Consider the following 23311-nt stretch of genomic DNA (forward strand, 5'->3'; position numbering starts at 1 on the left):
ATGCCAGTACAAACGGAGGTTCGTTATCCTTTGACAGGAGCGCAATCCGGAATATGGTTCGCTCAGCAGCTTGACCCGGGAAATCCTATTTACAATACGGGCGAATATATCGAAATTCGCGGCTCGCTGAGGCTGGAGCTATTTGAGCAGGCTTTGCGGCGGGGGGTCGCAGAAGCGGAGACGCTGCAGCTTCGCTTCGGAGAAGATGAGGACGGGCCTTGGCAGAGGCTGGCGGACACGGAGGGAGAAGAGTGGAGCCTGCTCTGTTTGGATTTCAGCGGGGAGGATCAACCGCGGGCAGTTGCGGAAGCCTGGATGAAACAGGACTTGGCCACACCGACGGATTTAATGAAGGGTCCATTGTTCCGTCAGGCCATTCTGCAGATCGCGCCAGACTGCTTCCTTTGGTATCAGAAAATCCATCATATCGCCATTGACGGCTTCGGCTTCTCGCTGCTCACCCGGAGGGTGGCTCAAATCTATACGGCCCTGTCCCGTGACGAGGCCATTGGGCGCAGCTTCGGTTCCTGGCAGGAGGTGCTGCAGGAGGAAGCCGCATACCGCGCATCCCAGCAGGAGGAGAAGGACCGCAAGTTCTGGTTGTCGCGTTTTGCCGATCAGCCCGATGCCGTGGGCCTTGGCGGTAGGGTGCAGCGAACGGCGAACCGTTTCCTGCGCCAATCCGGCGAGCTGGACCCGAGCAGCATGAATGCGCTGCGGGCGGCCGCTGAATCGGCAGGGGCGAGCTGGCCGGAAATGATGGTGGCCGCGTTGGCCGTATACATGCACCGGGCTACAGGAGCAGAGGACGTCATTCTCGGCATGCCGATGATGTGCCGCCTAGGCTCCGCATCACTGCGGGTGCCGGGTATGGTCATGAATCTGGTCCCGCTGCGCCTGACGATTCGCAAAGACATGAACCCGCTGGAAGTGATCGCACAGGTATCGCAAGAGCTGTGGGCTGCGAGACGGCATCAGAAATTCCGCCAGCAGGATCTGCGGCGCGAGCTCAAGCTGCTGGGCGAGCAGCAGCGGCTGTTCGGCCCGATCCTGAACATGATGCCGTTTGACGAAGCTCTGAGCTTCGGCGGCGCACCCGGAATCGTTCATAATTTGTCGGCAGGACCCGTTGATGACTTGCTCGTTCATGTGCGCCCAAGGTCTGAGGACGGCGGGCTGCGGATCGATTTCGACGGCAATCCGGATATTTATGCCCCGGAGGAGCTGGAGAGGCACCATCGGCGCTTTATCCGTCTGCTGGAGCAATTTGCGACCGCAGATCCCGAACGTCCGGTGATGGATATTGAATGGCTGCTGGCCGATGAACGGTGGCAGGTACTCGAGGGCTGGAACCAAGTCAAACAACAGGGTGCCTCCTGCGCAAGCCCGGGCCCTGCTAAATTGTTTGAGCAGCAAGCCGCAGCCAGGCCTGAAGCGGCTGCAGTTGCCTGCGAGGAATCAGTCCTCAGCTATGCCGCATTGAACGCACAGGCGAATCGGCTCGCTCATTACCTGATAGAACAGGGGGTAGGGCCCGAGCAGATCGTGGCCTTGGCTCTATCCCGTTCTCCCTTGATTGCCGCGGCGATCCTGGCGGTGCATAAGACCGGGGCGGCCTATTTGCCGCTCGATCCGGATTACCCGGCGGATCGCATCGCTTACATGATTGACAACGCCCGGCCGAGCTGCATCTTGACCGACCAGGCGTGCGAATCGAGACTGGCTGGTTTCAGCGGGACGTCCCGTCTGGTACTTGATGCACCTGATACAATGGCCAGTTTACGGAAGTATTCCGCTCAGAATCCGGAGGATGCCGAGCGTACTGTCCCCTTATCGCCGCTTCATCCGGCATATGTTCTTTATACTTCAGGTTCAACCGGTCTGCCGAAAGGAGTCATGGTGACCTATGGAAGCCTGGTTAACCTGATCACGGATATGCGGGAGCGGTTCCCGTTAAGCGAACGGGATCGGATGCTGTCCGTAACGACGATCGCCTTCGACATATCTGTACTGGAGGTCTACCTGCCTCTGACAACGGGGGCTTGCATGGATATCGCCCTGAAGGAGACGATTCTGGATGCTTCCGCGCTGGCCAAGCGGATTCGGGAACAGAAAATTACGCTGCTGCAGGCCACGCCGACCTTATTTCAGGAGCTGGTGTCCAGCAGGCCTGAATCGTTAACAGGTTTGTCGGTTATTTCAGGCGGCGAGGCGCTTCCGGCAGGATTAAAGCTCGGCCTGCAAGCGCTGGGTTGTCAGGTGAACAACCAGTACGGACCGACAGAAACGACGATTTATTCCACCGCTGCAAGGCTGGGGGAGGAGGAGGCCAAGCCAGCGATCGGCAGGCCGGTTCGGAATACACAGCTCTATGTGCTGGACGATGCGCTGCAGCCTGTTCCGCCCGGCGTTGCAGGCGAGCTGTACATCGCCGGCGCCGGGCTGGCCCGCGGCTACCTGGACCGGCCGGGGATGACGGCGGAGCGCTTCGTGGCGAATCCATACGGAGCCCCAGGCACGCGGATGTACCGTACTGGCGACCTTGTGCGCTGGAAAGCGGACGGTTCGCTGGATTATATCGGCCGCGCCGACCATCAGATCAAAATACGGGGGTTTCGCATCGAACTAGGTGAAATTATTTCCGTATTTTCCCGGCACCCGGCCATTGAGCAGGTGACGGTGATGGCCCGGGAGGATCGTCCTGGGGAGAAGCGGCTGGTCGCTTACATCATGCCTGCTGCCTCTGTTACCATGGATCCCGCCGAGCTGCGCCGTTATGCTGCGGAGCATTTGCCGGAGTATATGGTTCCTTCGGCATTCGTGGAACTTAGCGAAATGCCGCTGACGCCGAACCGGAAAATTGACCATAAAGCTCTGCCGGCGCCAGTAGACATGATCCAGTCGAAAGGACTCGCGCCGCGGTCGCCGCAGGAGGAACTGCTATGCCAATTATTCGCGGAGGTATTAGGGCGGGCACGCGTCGGCATTGACGACGATTTCTTTGAGATGGGAGGGCATTCGCTGCTTGCCGGCCGGCTGACCGCACGGATTCGCGACGTGTTTGGCGCAGAAATCGGCATCCGCCATTTATTTGAAACGCCTACCGTGGCCGGGCTAATCCAGTATCTCGATCAGGCGAAGCAGGCGAGGCCGCCCGTTCGCCCGGCGGCGCGTCCGGAGCAGGTTCCGCTATCTTTTGCCCAGCGGCGCTTGTGGTTTCTGTACCGGATGGAGGGGCCAAATCCGACATATAACATGCCGTGGGCAGCCCGAATAACCGGACCGCTGGATGTGGAGGCTTTGGAGCTTGCGCTTGGCGATGTAACAGAGCGGCACGAGTCGCTGCGGACCATCTTTCCCGACGAGATGGGCGTGCCGCAGCAGCGGATTTTAAACGCAGATCAAGCAAGGCCGAAACTGATCGTCACAAAGACGAGCGAAAAAGACCTGGAGTCGAACATAGTTGAGGGCGCTGGCTACAGCTTTGATTTGTGCACGGAGACGCCTTTCCGCGCGCAGCTGTTCGTGCTTGGTCCAGAGAAGCATGTGCTGCTTCTGCTGCTGCATCATATTGCCGGGGACGGCTGGTCGCTGACGCCGTTAGGACGTGACTTGTCCGCCGCTTATTCGGCCCGGTGCCGGAAAGAGCAGCCGTCATGGCCGCCGCTGCCCGTGCAGTATGCCGATTATGTGCTGTGGCAGGAGCAGCTGCTTGGCGTTGAAGGAGACTCCGGCAGCCTCTATGCACGTCAGCTAGAGTTCTGGAAGAACAAGCTTCATCAGCTGCCGGATCAGCTTGAGCTGCCGACCGATCGTCCACGACCGGCCGTTTCCAGCTATGAGGGAGGAGTTATTCCTTTCGAGCTTGACGAGGGGATGCATGCCCGGCTGCTGCATGTAGCGAAGGATAACAAGGCCAGCTTGTTTATGGTGCTGCACGCCGCGCTGGCTGCGCTGCTTACCCGGCTTGGCGGGGGAGACGACATTCCGATCGGCAGCCCGATTGCCGGAAGAAATGATGATGCGCTCGGCGGACTGGTGGGCATGTTCATCAATACGCTCGTGCTGCGGGCGGATACGTCGGGAAATCCGAGCTTCGCCGAGCTCATCGCCCGGGTACGGGAAGCGGACCTGGCCGCTTATGAGCACCAGGATTTGCCGTTCGAACAGCTGGTGGAAGTGCTGAATCCGGCACGCTCGCGAGCGCGGCATCCGTTGTTTCAAATCATGCTCGTGCTGCAAAATGAACTGGAAGCGCCGCTTCAGTTCCCGGGTGCGGTCACATCCCTGAAGATGGTCAGCTCCGGCACGGCGAAGTTCGACCTGACGGTGGAGCTGAATGAACGGCGCGGCGCAGATGGCAGCCCAGGCGGACTAAGCGGTTTGCTGGAATACAGCAAAGATTTATACGAGCCGCCTACGGCAGAGGCTTTTGCCTGCAGATATGTACAGGTGCTCGAGGCGCTGGCACAAAATCCGGAGCAGCCTATTGCAAACGCGGATATTCTGACCCCGGCGGAGCGCCAGGCCTTTTTGATGGATGCACGCGGAACGGTCGGCGAAACGATTAGCCTTGCTGCCGGTCAGGGAACAGCTTCAGAGCGTCCTTGCGGCAGTATGGAGGCTTCGCCCCAAGCCAGTCTGTTCGAGCTGTTCGAGGCGCAGGCGTCCAAATTCCCGGACGCGGTTGCAGCGGTATGCGAGGGCGACCGCCTAAGCTACGCTCAGCTGAACACCGCGGCAAACCGCCTGGCCCACATGCTGATCGCGGGCGGTGTGGCCGCCGGCCAAACGGTGGCGCTTGCCCTGCCGCGCTCCCTGGAGCTGGTCATAGGCTTGCTGGCTGTCCTGAAGGCCGGCGCGGCTTACCTCCCCCTCGATCCCGACTACCCGGCTGAGCGGCTGGAGTGGATGGTCGAGGATGCGAAGCCGGTGTATATGATTACGAACGAACAGGCGGCGGGCCAAATGCCGAATACGCTGCCTACACCGAGGATCGTGCTTGACGATCCGGCTGTGGAGCAGCGGCTTCGGGACAGCTCCGAGCATAACCCGCGCGAGGATGAACGGAGCGGCCTCGTAACCCCATTAAGTCCGGCCTATATGATATATACCTCGGGCTCGACGGGTAAGCCGAAGGGCGTGGTTATTCCACATCATAATGTCATCCGGTTATTTGCAGCTACTGACTCCTGGTTCCATTTCGGTGCGGATGATGTCTGGATGCTATTTCATTCCTATGCTTTTGATTTCTCCGTATGGGAACTGTGGGGAGCACTGCTCTATGGCGGCCGTCTCGTCGTCGTGCCATATGAAGTCAGCCGTTCGCCTGCGGAATTTCTGCAGCTGCTGGCCGAGGAGCAGGTAACTGTACTCAATCAGACGCCGTCGGCCTTCTATGCTTTCATGCAGGCGGATCGGGAGAATGTGGAACTGGGACAGGAGCTTGCACTGCGGTATGTAATTTTCGGAGGAGAGGCGCTGGAGCTGGGCCGCCTGAAGGACTGGTATGAGCGCCACCCGGAGGATGCCCCCAAGCTGATCAACATGTACGGCATCACGGAGACAACCGTGCATGTCAGCTATCTTGAACTGGATGAAAATAGTGCATCCCAGGGAGGGAGCAGCCTGATCGGCCGCCCGATCCCGGATTTACGGGTCTATGTTCTGGATTCGACCCTTCAGCCGGTGCCGCCAGGCGTCATCGGTGAGATGTACGTAGCTGGCGCTGGACTAGCTCAGGGCTATTGGGGACGGCCGGATCTGACGGCGGAGCGCTTCATCGCCGATCCATACGGTCCGCCGGGTACCCGCATGTATCGGACTGGAGATCTGGCCAAGCGGCTGCCAGACGGTTCGCTTGATTATCTAGGCCGCGGGGACCAGCAGGTGAAAATTCGCGGCTTCCGCATCGAATTGGGTGAAATCGAGGCGGTGCTCGCCAGCTACCCCGGCGTGGAGCAAGCAGCTGTCCTCGTCCGGGAAGATCAGCCGGGAGACAAGCGGCTCGCAGCCTATATCGTTCCCGGCCCAGGAGCAGAGCTCATGCTGGCTGATCTGCGCCGTTACGCAGCTTCCATCCTGCCGGAGTATATGGTGCCGTCGGCGATCATCCATTTGGATTCGCTACCACTTACGCCGAACGGCAAGCTGGATCGCAAGGCGCTGCCCGCACCGGAGTATACCTTGTCGCCGGAAGGCAGGGGGCCGAGAACTCCCCAGGAAGAAGTGCTGTGCGACTTATTCGCCGAGGTGCTTGGCCTGCCGCGCGTCAGCATCGACGACGGATTCTTCGAGCTCGGCGGACATTCGCTGCTGGCCGTGCGCCTCATGAGCCGAATTCGTGAAACGATGGGCCGGGAGCTTGGCATCGGTCTGCTGTTCGAGGCTCCGACCGTGGCGGGCCTTGGGGAGAAGCTGTACTCGGATCAGGGGCAGAGCGCGCTTCAGGTGCTGCTGCCGCTTCGCACGGAGGGTAAGGAAATCCCGCTGTTCTGCGTGCATCCGGCAGGCGGGTTAAGCTGGTGTTATGCGGGTTTGATGAAGCATCTCGGCATGGATTATCCGATTTACGGCTTGCAGGCGCGCGGCATTGCCGAAGCCGATCAGTATCCTAGAACGCTGGAGGAAATGACGGCCGATTATATCGCTCAGATCCGTACCGTTCAGCCGCACGGGCCATATCGTCTGTTGGGCTGGTCGTTTGGCGGAAATGTCGCTCAGGCGATGGCGGTACAGCTGCAGCACGAGGGAGAGGAAGTGGCGTTCCTGGCCATGCTCGATGCTTTCCCAAGCCATTATTTGCCGCTGCGCGGCGAGGCCAGCGAAGACGAGGCGTTGATTGCGCTGCTTGCTTTAGGCGGCTATGATCCCGACTCGATCAAGGACGGTCCGCTGGATATTGCGCGGGCGATCGAGATTTTGCGCAGCGACGGCAGTGCTCTGGCCAGCCTGGACGAGGAAATTATTTTAAATTTGAAAAATACGTACGAAAATTCGGTGCGCCTCCTAAGCGCCTTTGTTCCCGAAAAATACGAGGGGGATCTGCTGTTCTTCCACTCGACCATCATCCCGGAATGGTTTGACCCGATTGAACCGGAAATGTGGGCTCCATATATCGGAGGACAGATTGAAAGGCATGACATCGCTTGCCGCCATAAGGACTTATGCCAGCCGGGACCGCTGGCGGAGATCGGCCAGGTATTGCTGGCGAAGCTGCAGGTCAAGTAAGGGCGGAACCATACAGGAACAGGAGGGATATAAAGATGGCAAATCCATTTGAACAAACAGACGACGTATATATGGTGCTCGTGAACGATGAGGGGCAATATTCACTTTGGCCGGCGTTCATTCAGGTGCCCGAAGGCTGGAAGGTGGCTCTTGGCGAAAGCACACGCGGTGCTTGCCTCGATTATATCGAAGCAATGTGGAAGGATATGCGCCCCCTTTCACTGCAAAAACGCGGTACCGCAGATGTAATATAGCGAGACCGGCCGATAACGAAAATCGCAAGGGGATTTTTAGCGCACATCTTTAAGACTGCGTAATAACGGATCACCCCGTACGAAAACCTCCAGGATCACGAAAAGTGATTCTGGAGGTTTTGTTTTCTGTAACTTCTGGAAATGATTTGGGTTTTGATGGTACATTGGAGGCAGAAGGCGTTTCCCGCTTTACAATAAAATGTGGAGAGAGAAGATGAAAAGAACCGTATGGCTTTTGGTTGGTATTATCGTCATTACTAATGTTTTGTGGCTGTATTTGTTTCGGAATGCGGAACAGCCTGCCGTCACGGCTAATTCGGGTGCAAGCTTGTATTTGCTTCACGGAACGGGCGAAGCATGGGATGTAACCGATTATAAGATTATGATTGCGGCAGACAAAATTTTAAGGGGGCACGCCTCTTTAAATTACAAGGGAGATCCTGAGCAGCTCAGTCAGAGTACTTTTTTCGGATATAAAATTTATGAAGTGAGTAGCCAGGGCGAGAAGGAAGTCGTATATGCGAATGAGTTCCACTCTAATAACGGAGCAGTGTCTGTCCTGGATAATGTCAGGGATATCGGTTCATTAACGGGAGCCTATTCCTACGGGGAGCTGGAGAAGGACAAGTCGAATTATGAGAGCACTTCGCTAGAGCTTACTTGGGAAGATAACAAAGGGGAGCGGCATACTGAGATCATAGAGCTTGAAATCGACCAAGAAATTCATATCACAGCCGATGAATAGAGGAAGAGGCTGGAACAAAGCACCTGGAGTGATGTTATGTTAACAATTCAACAAACCGATGATTATTTGCGCCGGTTAGGCATGGAGCGGCAGCAGCCGACGATGGAATTTTTATTTGCCCTGCACCGTGCCCATGTCGAGAGAATTGCGTGGCACACGATTGACCTATTTGCCGGCAAGCCTGTCCCGATCGATTCCGGTAGTTTGATTCATCATATTATTTATCGTGGAGGCGGGTATTGCTTTCATCTGAACGGGGCATTCCATCACCTGTTGCGTTCGCTGGGATATCATGTATCGCTGCACCGGGCCGGGGTTCAGCCCCATGGCTATGAACCGAGAATCAATTCCTTTCATTTAAGTCTATCCGTTCATCTGCCTATTGAAAATAGAAGCAATGAAAATTACGCGTACCAAACCTGGATTGTTGATGTTGGATTGGGCGATATGCCGTATGAGCCGATTCCGCTTCATTTTGGGGAGCATAAGCAGGGCTTTCATACTTATAAGCTTACTCCATCTAGTGTCAAAACTCCGGGCTGGCGGTTGGAACATGATCCGAAGGGAGTTTTTGCTGGCGTGGATATCGATGCTGAAGCCGCTCCGAATATGGAGGAGTTCATACCGAAGCATCAATATTTAAGCACGTCTCCGGATTCAACCTGGATCAATTTGCTGCTCGTTCAAAACAGGCACAAAACAAACAGTAATGAGCTTAGAGGATGCGTATACAGCAGGCGCGATGAGCAGGGCCTGACCAAAAGCGAAATTACCTATCGTACCGAATGGTTTGAACTATTGAGCGATGTATTTGACGAACCGTTAAATCACTTCAGCCAGCTCGAAAAAGACGAATTATGGACGAAAGTTCTAAAGGTCCATGAGGAGTGGAAAAGGAATCAGTAAGCCGACTCCTGCAAAATTTATTTCACGTAGACCTTGACTCTCCTGTCAGGGGAGGCAGTAAAGTGGGATTCAGCGACTCATTCCATTTGCAGATGCTTGAGGGGCAGCAGACAGGGCTGGCGTATTATCTTGCGGCAGCGGCCGAGTCTTATGCGTCTGTAAAATAAAACAAGATCTGGCCTCAGCAAGCAAACTGCTGAAAGCCGGATCCTGTTATTTCGTCGTCATGCTCTCTCTTCAATTTCGATATCCAGTGTAATCTCCTTCGTTTCCGGGTCAAAGGTAATATTCTTCAGCGATATACCGGATGGCTGTCCCGGAAAAGAGGTGGATATTCTCCCATGATCCAGAAGCTCGGTATTGTTGCTGCTTCCAGGGAAAGGATCTCCCCGGTCGCCGCTATTGCGGTCATTCGGATCATTCAAGTCCTCATTCCCGTCGGCCTGGATCAAATACATGCCGGGGGCAGCGCTTCTGGTTTGGTCATAATCCTCATCGATTCTCCATACTAACAGGCCTTCGCCCGGCAGTTCACCGTCGAATTTCTCCCGGATTCTGTTCTCAAGCAGAAGATACTGATTGCTGGTGTAACCCGGCCCTTTAATTTTAATTACTTTGCCCTCGGCCGATGTCACCGGGAGCAGCGTCAGCCCGCTCCGGCTTTGATGAATCTTCTCGCCTTCAATCCATCCATGCTGCAGTTTATGCAGCCCTGCCGGATGAACCGGACGCATCTCCCTGCCGGCATAGGAACCGCTGGCCATCACGTCCCACATCCCATTTCCGTCCCAGTAGTCACCGTCGGCATCATAGTTTGGATCATAGAAATCATCCCATTGGAAAGCCAGATGTCCAAGCTCATGCGCGCACACCCCGAGCAGAGCTTCCTGGGGCACCATTAAATAAGTAACAGCGGTAAGTCCAGGAGCAACTTCTTTGGGTTTAACCATTTGCCATTTATGGGACCAGATATGGTTACCGCTGAGCGGCGGGAGGATTTTCTCGGCTCCGCGTCCGGCATGTACGATGAATAACGCCGTAATCGTGCCATTGTCAAGGGCATCCAGGTGGGATGGAAAAGAGACACCGTGGGCCAGTGCGGCATCGACGGCATCCTCAGCGAGCTTTCTGGCGTCCCGCGGATAGTATTCCCGGTTGAGCTTATCGGTAAGGCCTGAGTTGCCATTCGTGTAGTAGGAGTATGTCTGCGGCATCCTGAGCCAGCCGTGCACTTCACCGTGGATTTGCACCAGCCCCCGGCTGACTTCGTCATAATAATCCGCCATACTGCCGGTTGTGTGGGTATTACGGGAGAAGAGCAGATCTTCATAGTGCTCTTTGGGGAGAACTCCCGGCATATCGGAAAAATCGACGAGAAGCACCTTGACAATCAGCTCCCCGGTAACCGGTTTGCGCGGGGTGTGAATCAGCTCCGCCCCTGCAGGAGGCATGCCCGTTACATGGTCATCCATTCCCGGATGGTTGTGGGCAGGGTTCTGATATCCCCGGGCAATGAGAAACTGGCTGTAAGTAAACCCGGCGGATTTCCAGTTTCTCTGATATTCGTTAACCAGATAAGCAGTGACCTCCGGAGAGGGGGGGACTTGCCGTAATTGGTTCATAATGATTCTCCTTTCTATGGTTTAGAATGGATCAATCAACATTAAATTAACCTGTCAGAAAAATATTCGGCTTCGGTGGCGCGCCCATCCCGTCTCCGAGATAGAATCCCGTGTGCGGAGGCTGGTTGTAGGCGACATTCTGCCAGGCCACGCTCAGGCGGTAAACGGGATCATGCATTAAAGTATAGATGCGGTGGGAAGTCACGTCCGTGGTCGTATAAATGCGCAGCGCGGTGTTGTCGGCGGTACGCCAGATCGCTTCCTCCCGCCAGTCGCCTAGAATGTCCGCCTGAAGGCTCGGGTTGCCTTTGGTCGAGTTGTTCGAGGCCGTCCCTGTAGCCGTCAGTAGACGATTCGTTGTGCTCTGGCTGTAATTCCACTTGTCGATTTTGCCTGTGCCGCCAGTATGATCGAGCAGCTCGCGCAGCAAATCGCCGTCCCACCAGATGGCGAAGTTCGTAGAGTTCGGCGTGGCGTCGCTGATTTTCGCGCCTTTCACGGAGTAAAGGCCGATGCCGGAAGCCCACAGCTCCGTCCCTTTCGTCCGGGGGTCGATGTCAGCCGCAAGTCCCCGGCCTGTATCCGCTCCGGTACGGATGCCCCAATAGATTTGGCCCGTGGCCGCATTATGGATTTCCGCCCCGTATGCTGCGCTGGTTGACTCGTGAACGCCGAATACTTCAAGCCCGGCGCGGTCGGGATCCAGATCGCTTACATGCAGCGCGTCGCCATGACCGAGGCCTGTCGTATACAGCCCTTTGCCGTTGTCGTCAATGACGGCTGAGCCATAAATGATCTCGTCTTTGCCGTCGTTATCGACATCGGCGACGCTAAGGCTGTGATTGCCTTGCCCAGCATATGCGCTGTTGCCGGATGTGTTGGAATCGAATGTCCATAGCTTAGTCAGCTTCCCGTCCCGCCAATTGTAGGCAACGAGCACGGATCTCGTATAGTAGCCGCGAGCCATGACGAAGCTAGGACGCTGCCCGTCCAAATATGCGACCCCGGCCAGAAAACGGTCCACACGGTTGCCGTAGCTGTCTCCCCAGTCGGAGACATTGCCTCTCGCGGGCTCATAATTGACGGTCGTTAGAGCCTCGCCGTTGCTTCCTCTAAATACCGTCAAATATTCAGGACCGGAGAGCACATACCCGCTGGAGTTGCGATAATCGGCGCTGGCGCTGCCAATCGTCCTGCCGACGCCGTCTACGGTTCCATCGGCCGTTCTGAAGACGACCTCTGCTTTGCCGTCCCCGTCGAGATCATAGACGAGAAACTGCGTATAGTGCGCGCCGGCCCGAATGTTCTTGCCTAGATTAATGCGCCACATCCGGGTGCCGTTCAGGCGGTAGGCATCGATGATTACCGGGCCGGTATAGCCGGATTGGGAATTGTCCTTGGAGTTGGAAGGATCCCATTTAAGCACAATTTCATAGGTTCCGTCCCCATCCAGGTCGCCTACGCTCGCATCATTGGCACTGTAGGTATAGGCAACCCCGTCTGGCGTCGTGCCGCCGGGAGGCTGCTGAATCGGAACGGATAGATAGTTCTGTCCCCAGACCGCCGCCGTCTCGGATGCCGCCTGCTCCTGCCCGTTCAGCACTGCTCTTACTGTATAGGTCGAACTTGATGTCCCTTGCGGGTCGATGTAATTGGTGCTGTTTGTAATGGGGCTGGCATTGACCTTAGTGCTTCCCCGGTACAGATTGAACGCGATATTGTCCGGCTCGGTGCCGAACAAGCGCCAGCTTACGAATACTCCATTGCTCACTTTGACAGCGACCACGCCGCGTTTGAGCGACTCCATTTGCCTGGCCGATGCCGCAAAAGAGGTGGAGCTTCCTCCGAAGGTGAACAAAGGCAGTGATAACCAAAGGACAAGAAAGCATTGTATTGCTTTTCTTACGTTGGCTCTCGTAGAATAGTTCATGTTGCATACCTCCCTCATTTTAATTAAAAAGATTTTTATTACTAAAAGAGAAAGGGCTTACATAATGCAATAATAAACAAAATTTACAATATTTACAATAGTTTTGATGGTAATAGTATAAAAAATCCAGACTATAAATACTGTTTATGGAAATGTAAAATAAATCATCATCCCTTGGATATGGGGTAATCTCTGGCTTATCTATCTAGATTAATCGTTAAATAAAAAGATCATGGACTCGGTTACGAGACATCCGTGATCTTTTTTGCGATAAATATCCTATGCATGCTAGAAAATCCATTAAATATCAATAGTTTTGGAGATTTTGTTTATTTTCTTATTCAATTTATCAATGGCAATGCAGTTTTTGATTCTACTCAAGCGAAATACAGATGTTCCATAATATGGATATCCATACAAAACCGCTAACCTATTTTATAAGGAGGAAATCAGGATGAAAAAAAAGATAGTCATATTGCTGATGGCATGTTGTTTGACTTTCGGAACATGGTTAAATGAGCCAGGGAGAGGGCAGGCATCAGCTGCTGAAGAAGCGGCAGACATGATGTCGTCGGCACCCGGCAGCCTATCGCTTGGGACAGACGGCAGAAGCCGGCTGTATCCGGACGATTGGTATCCGGGGTTTAGAGATGAAGAGGGGCGGTTCCTTCATGATTTCTCGTATGCCGGCTATCATCGCGGGGAGGCGCCAATTCCTCAAGTCGATCCTTCCACGGGTATGGATGTGACGAAGGCGCCATACCATGCTGACCGGACAGGAAGCCGCGATGCGACGGCAGCAATTCAGCAAGCCATTCATGATGCCGCCGCTCAGGGCGGAGGCGTAGTCTATCTTCCAGAGGGTACTTATCAGGTCAATCCGCCTACTGGCAAAGATTACGCGTTAAATATCCCTGCAAGCCATATCGTGTTAAAAGGCGCGGGAATGAACAAAACCTTCATTTACAATGCGACCGAAAATATGAAAGGCAAAGATATTATCCGCGTCGGAAACGGCGACTGGAAAAAAACGAATGTAACGACGCAGCTGCGAAAATCGGTATCCGAACCGACGGTATTGCTTCCGGTAGAGGATGCGGGCGGCTTTGCAGTGGGTGACTATGTACTGATCACGTTTGATACGACACAGGAATTCCTGGCTGAACTCGGTATGCACAATAAATGGGCATCACGTTTGGGGCGAGTGGAGCAGCTGTTCTACAGGCAGATCGTGGCGGTTGATGCCAAGAACCGGACGATTACGGTCGATATTCCAACCCGTTATCCGCTGAAGGTAAGAGATCATATTACGATTACGAAGACGGAGGCGCCGATCAAGGAAGTAGGGATCGAGGACTTTTCCATTGCCAACATTCAAAACTCGAAAAGCGGGTTAGGCGAAGATGATTTTAAAGTAGAAGGCACGGCGGGCTACGAGAGCGATAATGCGAAGGTGATTAACGTGATCGCCGCGGCTGACAGCTGGATCCGCAATATTAGCACATATAAGCCTGCGGGAAATTCAACCTACCATATTTTATCGAAGGGCATTGTCCTTGACCGCACAAAGAACGTGACCGTTGACCAGGTGACGATGGAGTATCCGCAGTATCGCGGTGCAAACGGCAATGGATACTTGTATCAATTTATCGGCAACGATAATTTAATTGCCAACAGCCATGCTGTAGGGGCGCGGCACAGCTATACATTTGCCAATTTCTCAGCGAACGGAAACGTGATGCATAACGTGTATTCGGAAAATTCGTCGCTATTAACCGATTTTCATATGTACTTAAGCATGGCTAATCTGATCGATAATATGACATTGAACGGTGACGGCATTTCTGCCATAACGCGAGACTACGGATCATCCGAGACGAACCGGCACGGTGTTGTAACGACGGAGAGCGTGTTCTGGAATACGACAGGCCAGGCGGCGCATCCAAGCAAGAGCGCGAACGGAATTATCGTGGAGTCCGAGCAGTTCGGCCACGGCTACGTTATCGGAACAAAAGGCGCTGTTACCGGAGTGAATGTGCAAATCACCGGATCGATCGCCGATACGGATACGAGACCGTTTGATATGGCCGAAGGGATCGGGCAGGGTGAGCGATTGACACCGCAAAGTCTGTTTGCGGATCAAATCGACCGAAGGGAAAGTAAGCTCGATTGGGGGCTTTCATCTCTGCTCGTGAATGGCGAGGCGATTGACGGCATGCAGTTTTTGAGAACGAGCTACACGTACACGCTGCCTTACGGATCGACGCTGACACCAACAATTCGAGCGGCAGCCATGGCTTCCGATGCGGAGATATCAATTACGCAGCCGTCGGGTACGAGCGGAACAGGCATCATTCGTGTGACAAAGGACGGCATCTCCCAGGAGTATCGGGTCAATTTCCGCGTGGCAGAGAATCCTGCGCTGCCGAAGAGCCTCTCATTTGAACCCGATCGTTCCGCTTCCGGCTGGAGGGCAGTCGGCAACGCCATCAGCGCAGGCAGCAGCGGACAACTCAAAGCTTATATTACGATGAACAGCGGTGAAGTCGTCCATGCCGGGCAAGAGGGTATGCCAGTTCACTACACGGTGGATCATAAGCAGCTTGGAACGATACGAGGGAACATATTCACGGCAAAGAAGCCGGGCATCGTGAATATTACTGCAGAAAGCAAGCTCGGAGGCGTGACGGTAAAGAAAACGGAAGCCTTTGAGATCAAGGAAGCGATGCAGGGGCCGGAAGGAAAGCTCGCCGAAATTGCAGCAGTTACAGCAAGCGCGGATGATGGCAACGTTCCGGCAAACGCGGTGGATCGCGACCCGGATTCCAGATGGTCGGCAGAAGGCAGGGGACAATATTTGCTGCTTGAGCTGGATCGGGAGCAGTGGGTGAATCAAGTCAGTATTCTGTTCTATAACGGGAATCAGCGAGTGAACTATTTCGATCTGGAAGTGTCGGGGGACGGTGTCCATTACGAGAAAGTGCTGGAGCGAGCGGCCAGCCATAAATATCATCCGAATCGCATTGAAACCTTTGAATTTGCGCCAGTAAAAGCAAAGTTCATTAAATACGCTGGACAAGGCAACGAGCTCAACGGCTGGAACAGCATCCTGGAGTTTTGGGTGCATGCGGCTAACGGCAAACACTGAAGATATTTAAGTTAGGCAATAGAGCATTTGAGTCAAAGAGGAGGGATGTCCCTCCTCTTTTTACTGCATAAATTCTCAATTGAATTGTAGAAATCGTCAGTGCGCGGTTACGAAATCGGCACGTGATTTGATGTTTTGCACATATCGGCGGCAGTGATCCTTAGCTAGACTGAGAGCGTAATGCATTTCAACTTATTTCTAAGCGGAGGTTTGAAGCAATGAGAAAAGTATGGACTTCCAGCCTAATCATTATGATGTTAGGCACACTGCTCGGATGTTCGTCCGGAAGCAGTGACAAGACGGGCGCCGGAGCGAACGGCAACGGCGGTGCAGCAGTGCCCAAAACAGAAGAAACTGTGGAAGCGACGGTTTACCCGATCCAGACCGACAAGACGCTGTCTTATTGGGGAGAAATCAATGGCAACCTGATCGGCGTCAAGGCATCGCATGACGAAATTCCGTTCTTTCAGGATTGGCAGAAAAAAACCGGGGTTACGTTGAAATTTACAGCTCCGCCGACAGGACAGGTGAAGGAAGCGATGAACGTGCTGCTGGCATCGGGCGATTTGCCGGATTTGCTCGAGTATAACTTCCTGGGCGATTTCCCGGGCGGGCCGGAGAAGGCGATCAGCGACGGGTATATTGTCAGGCTGAATGATCTGATCGACCAGTATGCGCCTAATTTAAAGAAATATTTGGCGGAGAATCCCGACGTTGACAAAATGATCAAGACTGATAGCGGCAGCTATTACGCATTTCCGTTCGTACGGGGCGACGAATATTTGCGGGTGTTCCAGGGCCCGATCATCCGCAAGGACTGGCTGGATGAGCTAGGCCTGCCGGTGCCGGAAACGATCGACGAGTGGACGGAGACGCTGAGGGCGTTTAAAGAGAAAAAAGGAGCCGTCGCCCCGCTTTCCTTCGTCAGCAAGCCGCGATTTTTCAATGAATCCGGGAACGGTGCATTTATCGGCGCATTTGGTGTCAACCGCGGTTTTTACCAGGAAGACGGCGTGATCAAATATGGTCCGGCCGAGCCGGGGTTCAAGGAATATTTACGTCTGTTCCATGACTGGTATAAGGAAGGCTTAATCGACAAAAATGCGGCTACGGCGGATACAAAGTCGCTGGATGGCAATATCGCATCCGGTGCGACAGGCGCAACGATCGGCAACGCTGGCGGCGGGATTGGCAAATGGCAGCCGCTCGTGGAAGCGAATGATCCGAAAGCCGTGCTTGTGGGTGCGCCTTATCCGGTGCTGAACAAGGGCGATAAGCCAAAGTTTGGACAGCGTAACCAGGCCTATGCTTCCGAAGGCACCGTGGCGATAACAACCGCCGCCAAAGATCCTGAGCTGGCGGTACGCATGCTGGACTATGGCTATAGCGAAGAAGGCCGCTTGTTCTTCAACTTCGGAACCGAAGGCGTCAGCTACAACATGGAGAACGGTTATCCGACATATACCGATTTGGTGCTGAAAAATCCGGATAAGCTGGCTCCAGCCCAAGGCATTTCATTATATGCCCGGGGCAGCTACAACGGCCCGTTCATTCAGGACAAACGCTATGCTGAGCAATTCTTTGCGCTCCAAACCCAGCGCGATGCGGTGACTACTTGGCAGAATACGGATTCGGCGAAATACAATTTGCCGCCGATTACGCCAACGCCGGAGGAGAGCTCGGAGTATGCAGCGATTATGAACGATATTAATACGCTGGTGGATGAAATGACGCTTAAGATAATTCTGGGCGCGGAGCCGATCGATCAATACGAAAGCTATGTCGCCAAGATGAAGTCGCTGAAACTGGATCGCGCTATCGAGATTCAGAACGCTGCCTTGGAGCGTTATAACAGCCGCTAAGGACATGCAAAAAAGAGGGCCGTGCGGCCCTCTCCATTTGAAACGAGGTGAATGACAACGCCATGGCGAATCCGCAATCCTTCAAGCGCCGATTTATCCGGGATTTCATCCTTAATAAATATCTTTATCTGATGATCCTTCCGGTCATTGCCTATTATATTATTTTCCATTATGGGCCGATGTACGGAGCTCTGATCGCTTTCAAGAACTATTCGCCGATGAAGGGCATTCTCGGCAGTGATTGGGTAGGGCTTCATCATTTTCAGGATTTTTTCAACAGCTACTATTTCCTGCGAATCCTGAAAAATACGCTGCTCATTAGTGTCTACTCGCTGCTGTTCGAGTTTCCGGCGCCCATCCTGCTTGCACTGCTCATTAATGAGGTGCGGCACCGCTTATTTAAACGAGTCGTTCAAACGATTACGTACATGCCATATTTCATCTCACTCGTCGTCATTTGCGGGATTATTACCGATTTTACGAATGCCGACGGCTTGATCAACCGGTTGTTCGTCTGGCTTGGCTACGATGGGCAGGCGATGCTGCAGAAGCCGGAGCTGTTCCGGCCGATTTATATTTTGTCGGAGATCTGGCAGCGAATCGGCTGGGAGTCGATTATTTATATCGCCGCCTTGATGGGCATCGATCAGGAGCAGTATGAGGCGGCGCGGATGGACGGGGCGAACCGTTTTAAGCAGATGCTCTACATTACATTGCCCGGCATTTTGCCGACGATCGCTATTATGCTTATATTGCGAATGGGAAATTTGCTGAATGTCGGCTTTGAGAAAATCATACTTCTGTACAATCCGGTCACCTACGAGACGGCCGACGTAATCTCTTCCTTCGTCTACCGCAAAGGGCTGCTCGAATTCGGCTGGAGCTACAGCGCAGCGGTCGGACTGTTTAACTCGGTGATCAATCTCATTCTGCTAATATCGGCCAACTATATCAGCCGCAGAGTGAGCAAAAGCAGCTTATGGTGAGGTGAAAATGGATGAACAAAACGAAGGTTGGCTTATTCGACCGGGCCTTTGATATCGGTATTTATATGATTTTGATCTTGCTGGTTGTCGTTACGCTGTACCCGCTGCTCTACGTGCTGTTCGCCTCATTCAGCGATGCCGGTAAGCTAATTGTGAATAAGGGGATACTGTGGAGGCCGCTAGGATTCAGCTTGGACGCGTACAAAAGTGTCATGGCCAATCCAGGCATCGGTATCGGATACCGGAACACGATTTTTATCGTTGTTATGGGTGTTGCCGTGAATTTGTTTATGACTGCGCTTGGCGCATATGTATTGTCTCGCAAAAATGTCATGTGGAACAACGTGCTGATGTTCATCATCGTGTTTACGATGTTTTTTGGCGGCGGCCTCATTCCGCTCTATTTGATCGTAAAAGGGGTGGGCCTCCTTGATACGCTCTGGTCGACGATTATTCCGTTTGCGGTCAGCACGTTCAATCTGATTATTATGCGAACCTCCTTTATGGGAATTCCCGACAGCCTGGAGGAATCGGCCAAGATGGATGGAGCGAACCATTTTACAATTCTGTTCCGTATCATTATTCCGTTATCGATGCCGGTCATCGCCGTGATGATTTTATATTATGCGGTAGATAAATGGAACGGCTGGTTCTATGCGTCGGTATTTATCAAGAGCCGTGAGCTTTTTCCGCTGCAGCTTGTGCTCAGGGAAATTCTGATCGCCAATTCGACCGACAGCATGTCTGCGGGGGCATCGGCGGGCGACCGCCATCAAATCGGCGAGACGATCAAGTATGCGACGATTATGGTCGCTACGGTTCCGATTTTATGCGTCTATCCTTTCGTGCAGCGGTTTTTCGTAAAGGGTGTCATGATCGGTTCATTAAAAGGTTGAATCTGAATCGCAGTTTGAATGAGGAGGCAGGGATATGAGCAGGTGGAAGGCATTAAATGCGGCAGCTATTTGGGAGCAAATCGTCCTCAAGCTCGACGGAATGATCGCGGCGATGGGAGAGAAATCGCCGCATGTCGCAGGAGCTACAGGGAAATATGATGATATGCGGCTTGATTGGTGGACGTCTGGTTTTTGGCCGGGCATGCTCTGGATTGCCTACGATATGACGGCAGAAGAACGGTACAGGTCGTCAGCCTGGAGCTGGGATGAGCGGCTGGAGAAGCTAATGCTGCAGGTTAATAATTTCGATCATGACGTGGGCTTTCAGTTCCTGCCGACGGCAGCTATCAAGTATAAGCTGACCGGGGATGCTGAAGCGAGAAGACGCGCGCTTTACGCGGCCAACTTCCTGGCAGGGCGCTTCAATTTGCGAGGCAAGTTCATTCGAGCCTGGAACGGGGATAAGCATGGCTGGTCTATCGTGGATACAGGCATGAATTTATCTTTGCTATTTTGGGCGGCCAGCGAGAGTGGCGATCCGCGCTTTTCGCATATTGCGCAGGAGCATGCGAATACGATGTTGAATTATTTCATCAGAGAGGACGGTTCTGTGCATCATATTATCGATTTCGACCCGGCAACCGGCGAATTCACGGAAGCGATCGGCGGGCAGGGAGCCGGGCCGGATTCGGCCTGGAGCAGGGGGGCGGCGTGGGCACTGTATGGTATGGCCAATGCCTTCCGGTTCACGGGAGAATCAAAGTATCTTCACGCTGCACAGCGTGTAGCGAACTTCTTTATCGCCCATTTGCCGGAAGATCATATTCCGCATTGGGATTTTCGAGTGGAGACGGGTCTGGAAGGGGAGCCGCGGGACAGCTCGGCCGGAGCATGCGCGGCCTCAGGATTACTTGAGCTGGCTGATTTGCTGCCTGAGCCGGAAGGCCGCTGTTACCGCATGGCGGCCGAGCGGATTCTCGGTTCTTTGTACGAGAACTACGGAACATGGGATCTCCCGAGTCATGAAGCCATATTGCTGCAGGGAACCGGGCATAAGCCAGCCGGGCAGAATGTCAACGTTTCGCTCATTTACGGCGACTACTTTTTCGTTGAAGCGATCGCGAAGCTGAACGGATGGAGCCATCGTATATTTTAATCTGGTACCCGGCTGACATAAATATTAACGCAGAAAACCCGGGGACTTCGCGTCCCTACGGGTTATTTGCGTTTTTTAATAGGGAAATACGCCTTTGGCTAGAGGTTTTGTCAATCGAATTGCAGCTTTTAGGCATTCCGAAATCCGGCATTTTATCGGTATAATGTAATTGTAAACGTTTTAATTTTAATCATTTTAATCGAATATACGGGTGATGATAGCTTGATAAATATTCATTATTTATGGCAGAGACGCAAAAGCATTATTGTCACTTGGCTGCTGTCTTACAGTGCGGTTCTTTTCGTGCCGATTATGATCAGCCTGGTCATTTATTCTCAGGCGAGTCATGCGCTGAAGAGTGAGATTCACCGTGCCAACGATTCTTTGCTGAAGCAGATGCGCTACACGATCGATAATCAGATCGATCTGATGAAACGTCTTAATATGGAAATAACCTGGAACGGCAAGCTCCAAAATTTAATGTATTCCAACAGGCCGGCGAACGAGGCGCCCTTCGCAGCCTATCAGCTCGTAAAGGAATTTCGGCTGTACAAAACTTCTTATGCTTCAATCGATGAATTCTACGTCGTTTGGGATCAAGGGGATTCCGTACTGCGTTCTGGAAATATCAGAGATATGAGAACGGCTTTTTATACGATTCATAATACGGGGGCTCTCTCCTATGACCAATGGCTGGAGACGATTCACCAGGCGGGAACGAAACGCTTCACGGTGCTTCCCCGTCTGGACGCTGCGCCGGTACAGACCTCCATCGCGTACATTACACAGCTGCCCTATGATTTGAACGGCAGGGAGACCGGGACCGTCGTAGTGATGGCGGATGCGGAAAAATTCCATGCGGCGATCGAGAACATCTCTGGGTTTAGCGGCGGTTTGCTGCTCATTCTGAATCAGGACAACGAGATCCTTCTATCAAATCGGCCGGGGGCGCCGGAGTTGAAGCCTTTTATGGAGGGCGAGCGCGTCCGGCTATCCTCACCCCGGGCCGGAGAGTCCGAGCTGTTCTATATTCCGTCGGAAGTATCGGAGCTGAAGTATGCCCTGATCATTCCAAGCAGTATCTATTGGGAGAAGGCGGAATATGTCCGCAGCTTTACTTATATCAGCATCCTGATCAGCGTCATTGGCGCCGGGGTGTTGACCTGGTTTTTCATGCGCCGCAATTATTCGCCGATTCAGGAGCTCGTACAATCCATCAACGGCAAGAATATGGCGGAAGAGCTTGGGGATGGGAACGAGCTGCGGATCATTCTAAGGGCGATATTGAACGCCAGAAGCGAGAAGGACCAGATTGCCATGCAGCTGAAAAAACATCAGCAGGTGCTCAGGTCCAACATGATTCACCGGCTGCTTAAGGGGAGGCTGGACACCCCTGTGCCGTATGAGGAGGCGTTCCGTTCTTTTCATATGACGCTGCATTCCAATGAGTTCGCGGTGATCTTATTAGTTCTCGAAAATGAAGAAAGCCTCTATGAGAAGCTGCCGGGCATTGATCTTAATGAGAGAAGGAAGCTGATCCCGTTTATTATCGCCAACGTCGTGGAGGAACTGGTTGGTCAGCGCCATCATGCCGGATATGTGACAGAGATTGATGATATGCTGGTGTGCCTGGTCAACCTGAAGCCGGATGTTCCATATGTGCTGCAGGAGCTGCGGGATATCGCGGCAGAGGCGCAAAATTTCCTGGGACAATATGACATGGAGCTTACGATTTCTATTAGCGGCAGCCATTCCAACTGGTCGGGGATCGCTGGAGCGTACCAGGAGGCAGTCGATGCCATGGAGTATAAAATGGTGCTGGGGAAAAAGGGGATCATCGCTTTAGCAGATATACGCATGGATGCGGCGGATAACGCGCAGTCCGGCTACTACTATCCCCTCCAGGTGGAGCAGCAGCTTATCAATTTGATCAAGGCTGGCGATATTGAGCAGGCTTCTGCCTACATGAACGAAATTACCGAGCGCAACTTCAGCAAGCCGGTCATGTCATTGGCGCTGGCCCGCTGTTTCATTTTCAATCTGGTCGCCACGGTCATAAAAGCGATCAACGAGCTTGGCGGCGGAGATAGCGACATTTTAAGAAAAAATCCGCTTTGGATGGATACCATTATGGCCTGCGATACGATTCAGGAGATGCGGCAGGAGCTGCAAATCCTGCTGGGGGAAGTGTGCGCCTTCGCCGCAGCCAAGCGGACAGCGAACGTATCGCAGGAGCGGGAAGGGTCATTGCGCGATCTGACTGCGCAGGTAACTTGTTATATTGAAGAAAATTACCAGGACGCGAACCTGAATGTGAATGCGATCGGAGATCATTTTGATCTGAAGGGCAGCTATTTGTCGCGGCTGTTTAAAAGTCAGACGGGAGAGGGATTGCTTGACTACATTCATAAGACGCGTATCGCGCAAGCCAAGCAAATGATCCAGGCCAAGCGGGATTCGATAAACGAAATTTCCAGGCTTGTCGGTTATAATGACGTAGCTACCTTCATTCGCGTGTTTAAGAAGTATGAAGGCATTACACCAGGCAAGTATAAAGAAATTTATTAACAGGATGA

General features: G+C 53.3%; 12 protein-coding genes and 1 pseudogene. 11 read left to right on the top strand and 2 right to left on the bottom strand.

Annotated features, from left to right (window positions below):
• The 5 genes and pseudogenes from QNH46_RS10250 to QNH46_RS10270 all read left to right on the top strand — a co-directional run.
• The gene (locus QNH46_RS10250) at positions 1-7230 is read left to right on the top strand and encodes an amino acid adenylation domain-containing protein (RefSeq protein ID WP_283928005.1); all 7230 of its coding nucleotides are present in this window, start codon (positions 1-3) and stop codon (positions 7228-7230) included.
• A 35-nt stretch (positions 7231-7265) separates the two neighbouring features.
• Positions 7266-7484: an MbtH family protein gene (locus tag QNH46_RS10255; protein WP_283928006.1), complete on the top strand. Its 219-nt coding sequence runs from the start codon at positions 7266-7268 to the stop codon at positions 7482-7484.
• Between the two features lie 214 nt (positions 7485-7698).
• A complete protein-coding gene (locus QNH46_RS10260) occupies positions 7699-8229 on the top strand; it encodes a hypothetical protein (RefSeq protein ID WP_283928007.1) in 531 nt (176 codons plus the stop codon).
• 36 nt (positions 8230-8265) lie between these two features.
• On the top strand, positions 8266-9135 hold the full coding sequence (locus QNH46_RS10265; RefSeq protein ID WP_283928008.1) for an arylamine N-acetyltransferase family protein: 870 nt from the start codon (positions 8266-8268) through the stop codon (positions 9133-9135).
• Positions 9136-9209: 74 nt separating this feature from the next.
• Positions 9210-9302: pseudogene (locus QNH46_RS10270) on the top strand (MerR family transcriptional regulator); the annotation flags it as partial.
• Positions 9303-9359: 57 nt separating this feature from the next.
• Here QNH46_RS10270 and QNH46_RS10275 read toward each other — a convergent pair.
• Positions 9360-10757: a M6 family metalloprotease domain-containing protein gene (locus QNH46_RS10275; RefSeq protein ID WP_283928009.1), complete on the bottom strand. Its 1398-nt coding sequence runs from the start codon at positions 10755-10757 to the stop codon at positions 9360-9362.
• Between the two features lie 46 nt (positions 10758-10803).
• Positions 10804-12687 (bottom strand): rhamnogalacturonan lyase, encoded by a 1884-nt coding sequence (locus QNH46_RS10280; protein ID WP_488262276.1) that lies wholly within the window; start codon positions 12685-12687, stop codon positions 10804-10806.
• A gap of 454 nt (positions 12688-13141) precedes the next feature.
• Here QNH46_RS10280 and QNH46_RS10285 point away from each other — a divergent pair, with 454 nt between their 5' ends.
• The 6 genes from QNH46_RS10285 (at position 13142) to QNH46_RS10310 (ending at position 23303) form a co-directional block, all read left to right on the top strand.
• Positions 13142-15835 carry a discoidin domain-containing protein gene (locus tag QNH46_RS10285; RefSeq protein ID WP_283928010.1) on the top strand — a complete coding sequence of 898 codons (2694 nt, stop codon included), beginning with the start codon at positions 13142-13144 and terminating at the stop codon, positions 15833-15835.
• A gap of 218 nt (positions 15836-16053) precedes the next feature.
• Entirely contained in the window at positions 16054-17697 is a 1644-nt protein-coding gene (locus tag QNH46_RS10290) for an extracellular solute-binding protein (RefSeq protein WP_283928011.1), read from the top strand.
• A gap of 62 nt (positions 17698-17759) precedes the next feature.
• Entirely contained in the window at positions 17760-18683 is a 924-nt protein-coding gene (locus QNH46_RS10295) for an ABC transporter permease (protein WP_283928012.1), read from the top strand.
• 11 nt (positions 18684-18694) lie between these two features.
• A complete protein-coding gene (locus QNH46_RS10300) occupies positions 18695-19579 on the top strand; it encodes a carbohydrate ABC transporter permease (protein WP_283928013.1) in 885 nt (294 codons plus the stop codon).
• A gap of 34 nt (positions 19580-19613) precedes the next feature.
• On the top strand, positions 19614-20735 hold the full coding sequence (locus QNH46_RS10305) for a glycoside hydrolase family 88 protein (RefSeq protein ID WP_283928014.1): 1122 nt from the start codon (positions 19614-19616) through the stop codon (positions 20733-20735).
• A gap of 222 nt (positions 20736-20957) precedes the next feature.
• Positions 20958-23303 carry a helix-turn-helix domain-containing protein gene (locus QNH46_RS10310; protein ID WP_283928015.1) on the top strand — a complete coding sequence of 782 codons (2346 nt, stop codon included), beginning with the start codon at positions 20958-20960 and terminating at the stop codon, positions 23301-23303.
• The last annotated feature ends 8 nt before the right edge of the window (positions 23304-23311 follow it).

Origin of the sequence: Paenibacillus woosongensis (assembly GCF_030122845.1) — a bacterium.
Classification (GTDB): Bacteria; Bacillota; Bacilli; order Paenibacillales; family Paenibacillaceae; genus Fontibacillus; species Fontibacillus woosongensis_A.

Excerpts from the sequence above, each read along its gene's own strand:
- QNH46_RS10250 (WP_283928005.1), top strand. The coding sequence starts at position 1 with ATGCCAGTACAAACGGAGGTTCGTTATCCTTTGACAGGAGCGCAATCC.
- QNH46_RS10255 (WP_283928006.1), top strand. The coding sequence starts at position 7,266 with ATGGCAAATCCATTTGAACAAACAGACGACGTATATATGGTGCTCGTG.
- QNH46_RS10260 (WP_283928007.1), top strand. The coding sequence starts at position 7,699 with ATGAAAAGAACCGTATGGCTTTTGGTTGGTATTATCGTCATTACTAAT.
- QNH46_RS10265 (WP_283928008.1), top strand. The coding sequence starts at position 8,266 with ATGTTAACAATTCAACAAACCGATGATTATTTGCGCCGGTTAGGCATG.
- QNH46_RS10275 (WP_283928009.1), bottom strand. The coding sequence starts at position 10,757 with ATGAACCAATTACGGCAAGTCCCCCCCTCTCCGGAGGTCACTGCTTAT.
- QNH46_RS10280 (WP_488262276.1), bottom strand. The coding sequence starts at position 12,687 with ATGAACTATTCTACGAGAGCCAACGTAAGAAAAGCAATACAATGCTTT.
- QNH46_RS10285 (WP_283928010.1), top strand. The coding sequence starts at position 13,142 with ATGAAAAAAAAGATAGTCATATTGCTGATGGCATGTTGTTTGACTTTC.
- QNH46_RS10290 (WP_283928011.1), top strand. The coding sequence starts at position 16,054 with ATGAGAAAAGTATGGACTTCCAGCCTAATCATTATGATGTTAGGCACA.
- QNH46_RS10295 (WP_283928012.1), top strand. The coding sequence starts at position 17,760 with ATGGCGAATCCGCAATCCTTCAAGCGCCGATTTATCCGGGATTTCATC.
- QNH46_RS10300 (WP_283928013.1), top strand. The coding sequence starts at position 18,695 with ATGAACAAAACGAAGGTTGGCTTATTCGACCGGGCCTTTGATATCGGT.
- QNH46_RS10305 (WP_283928014.1), top strand. The coding sequence starts at position 19,614 with ATGAGCAGGTGGAAGGCATTAAATGCGGCAGCTATTTGGGAGCAAATC.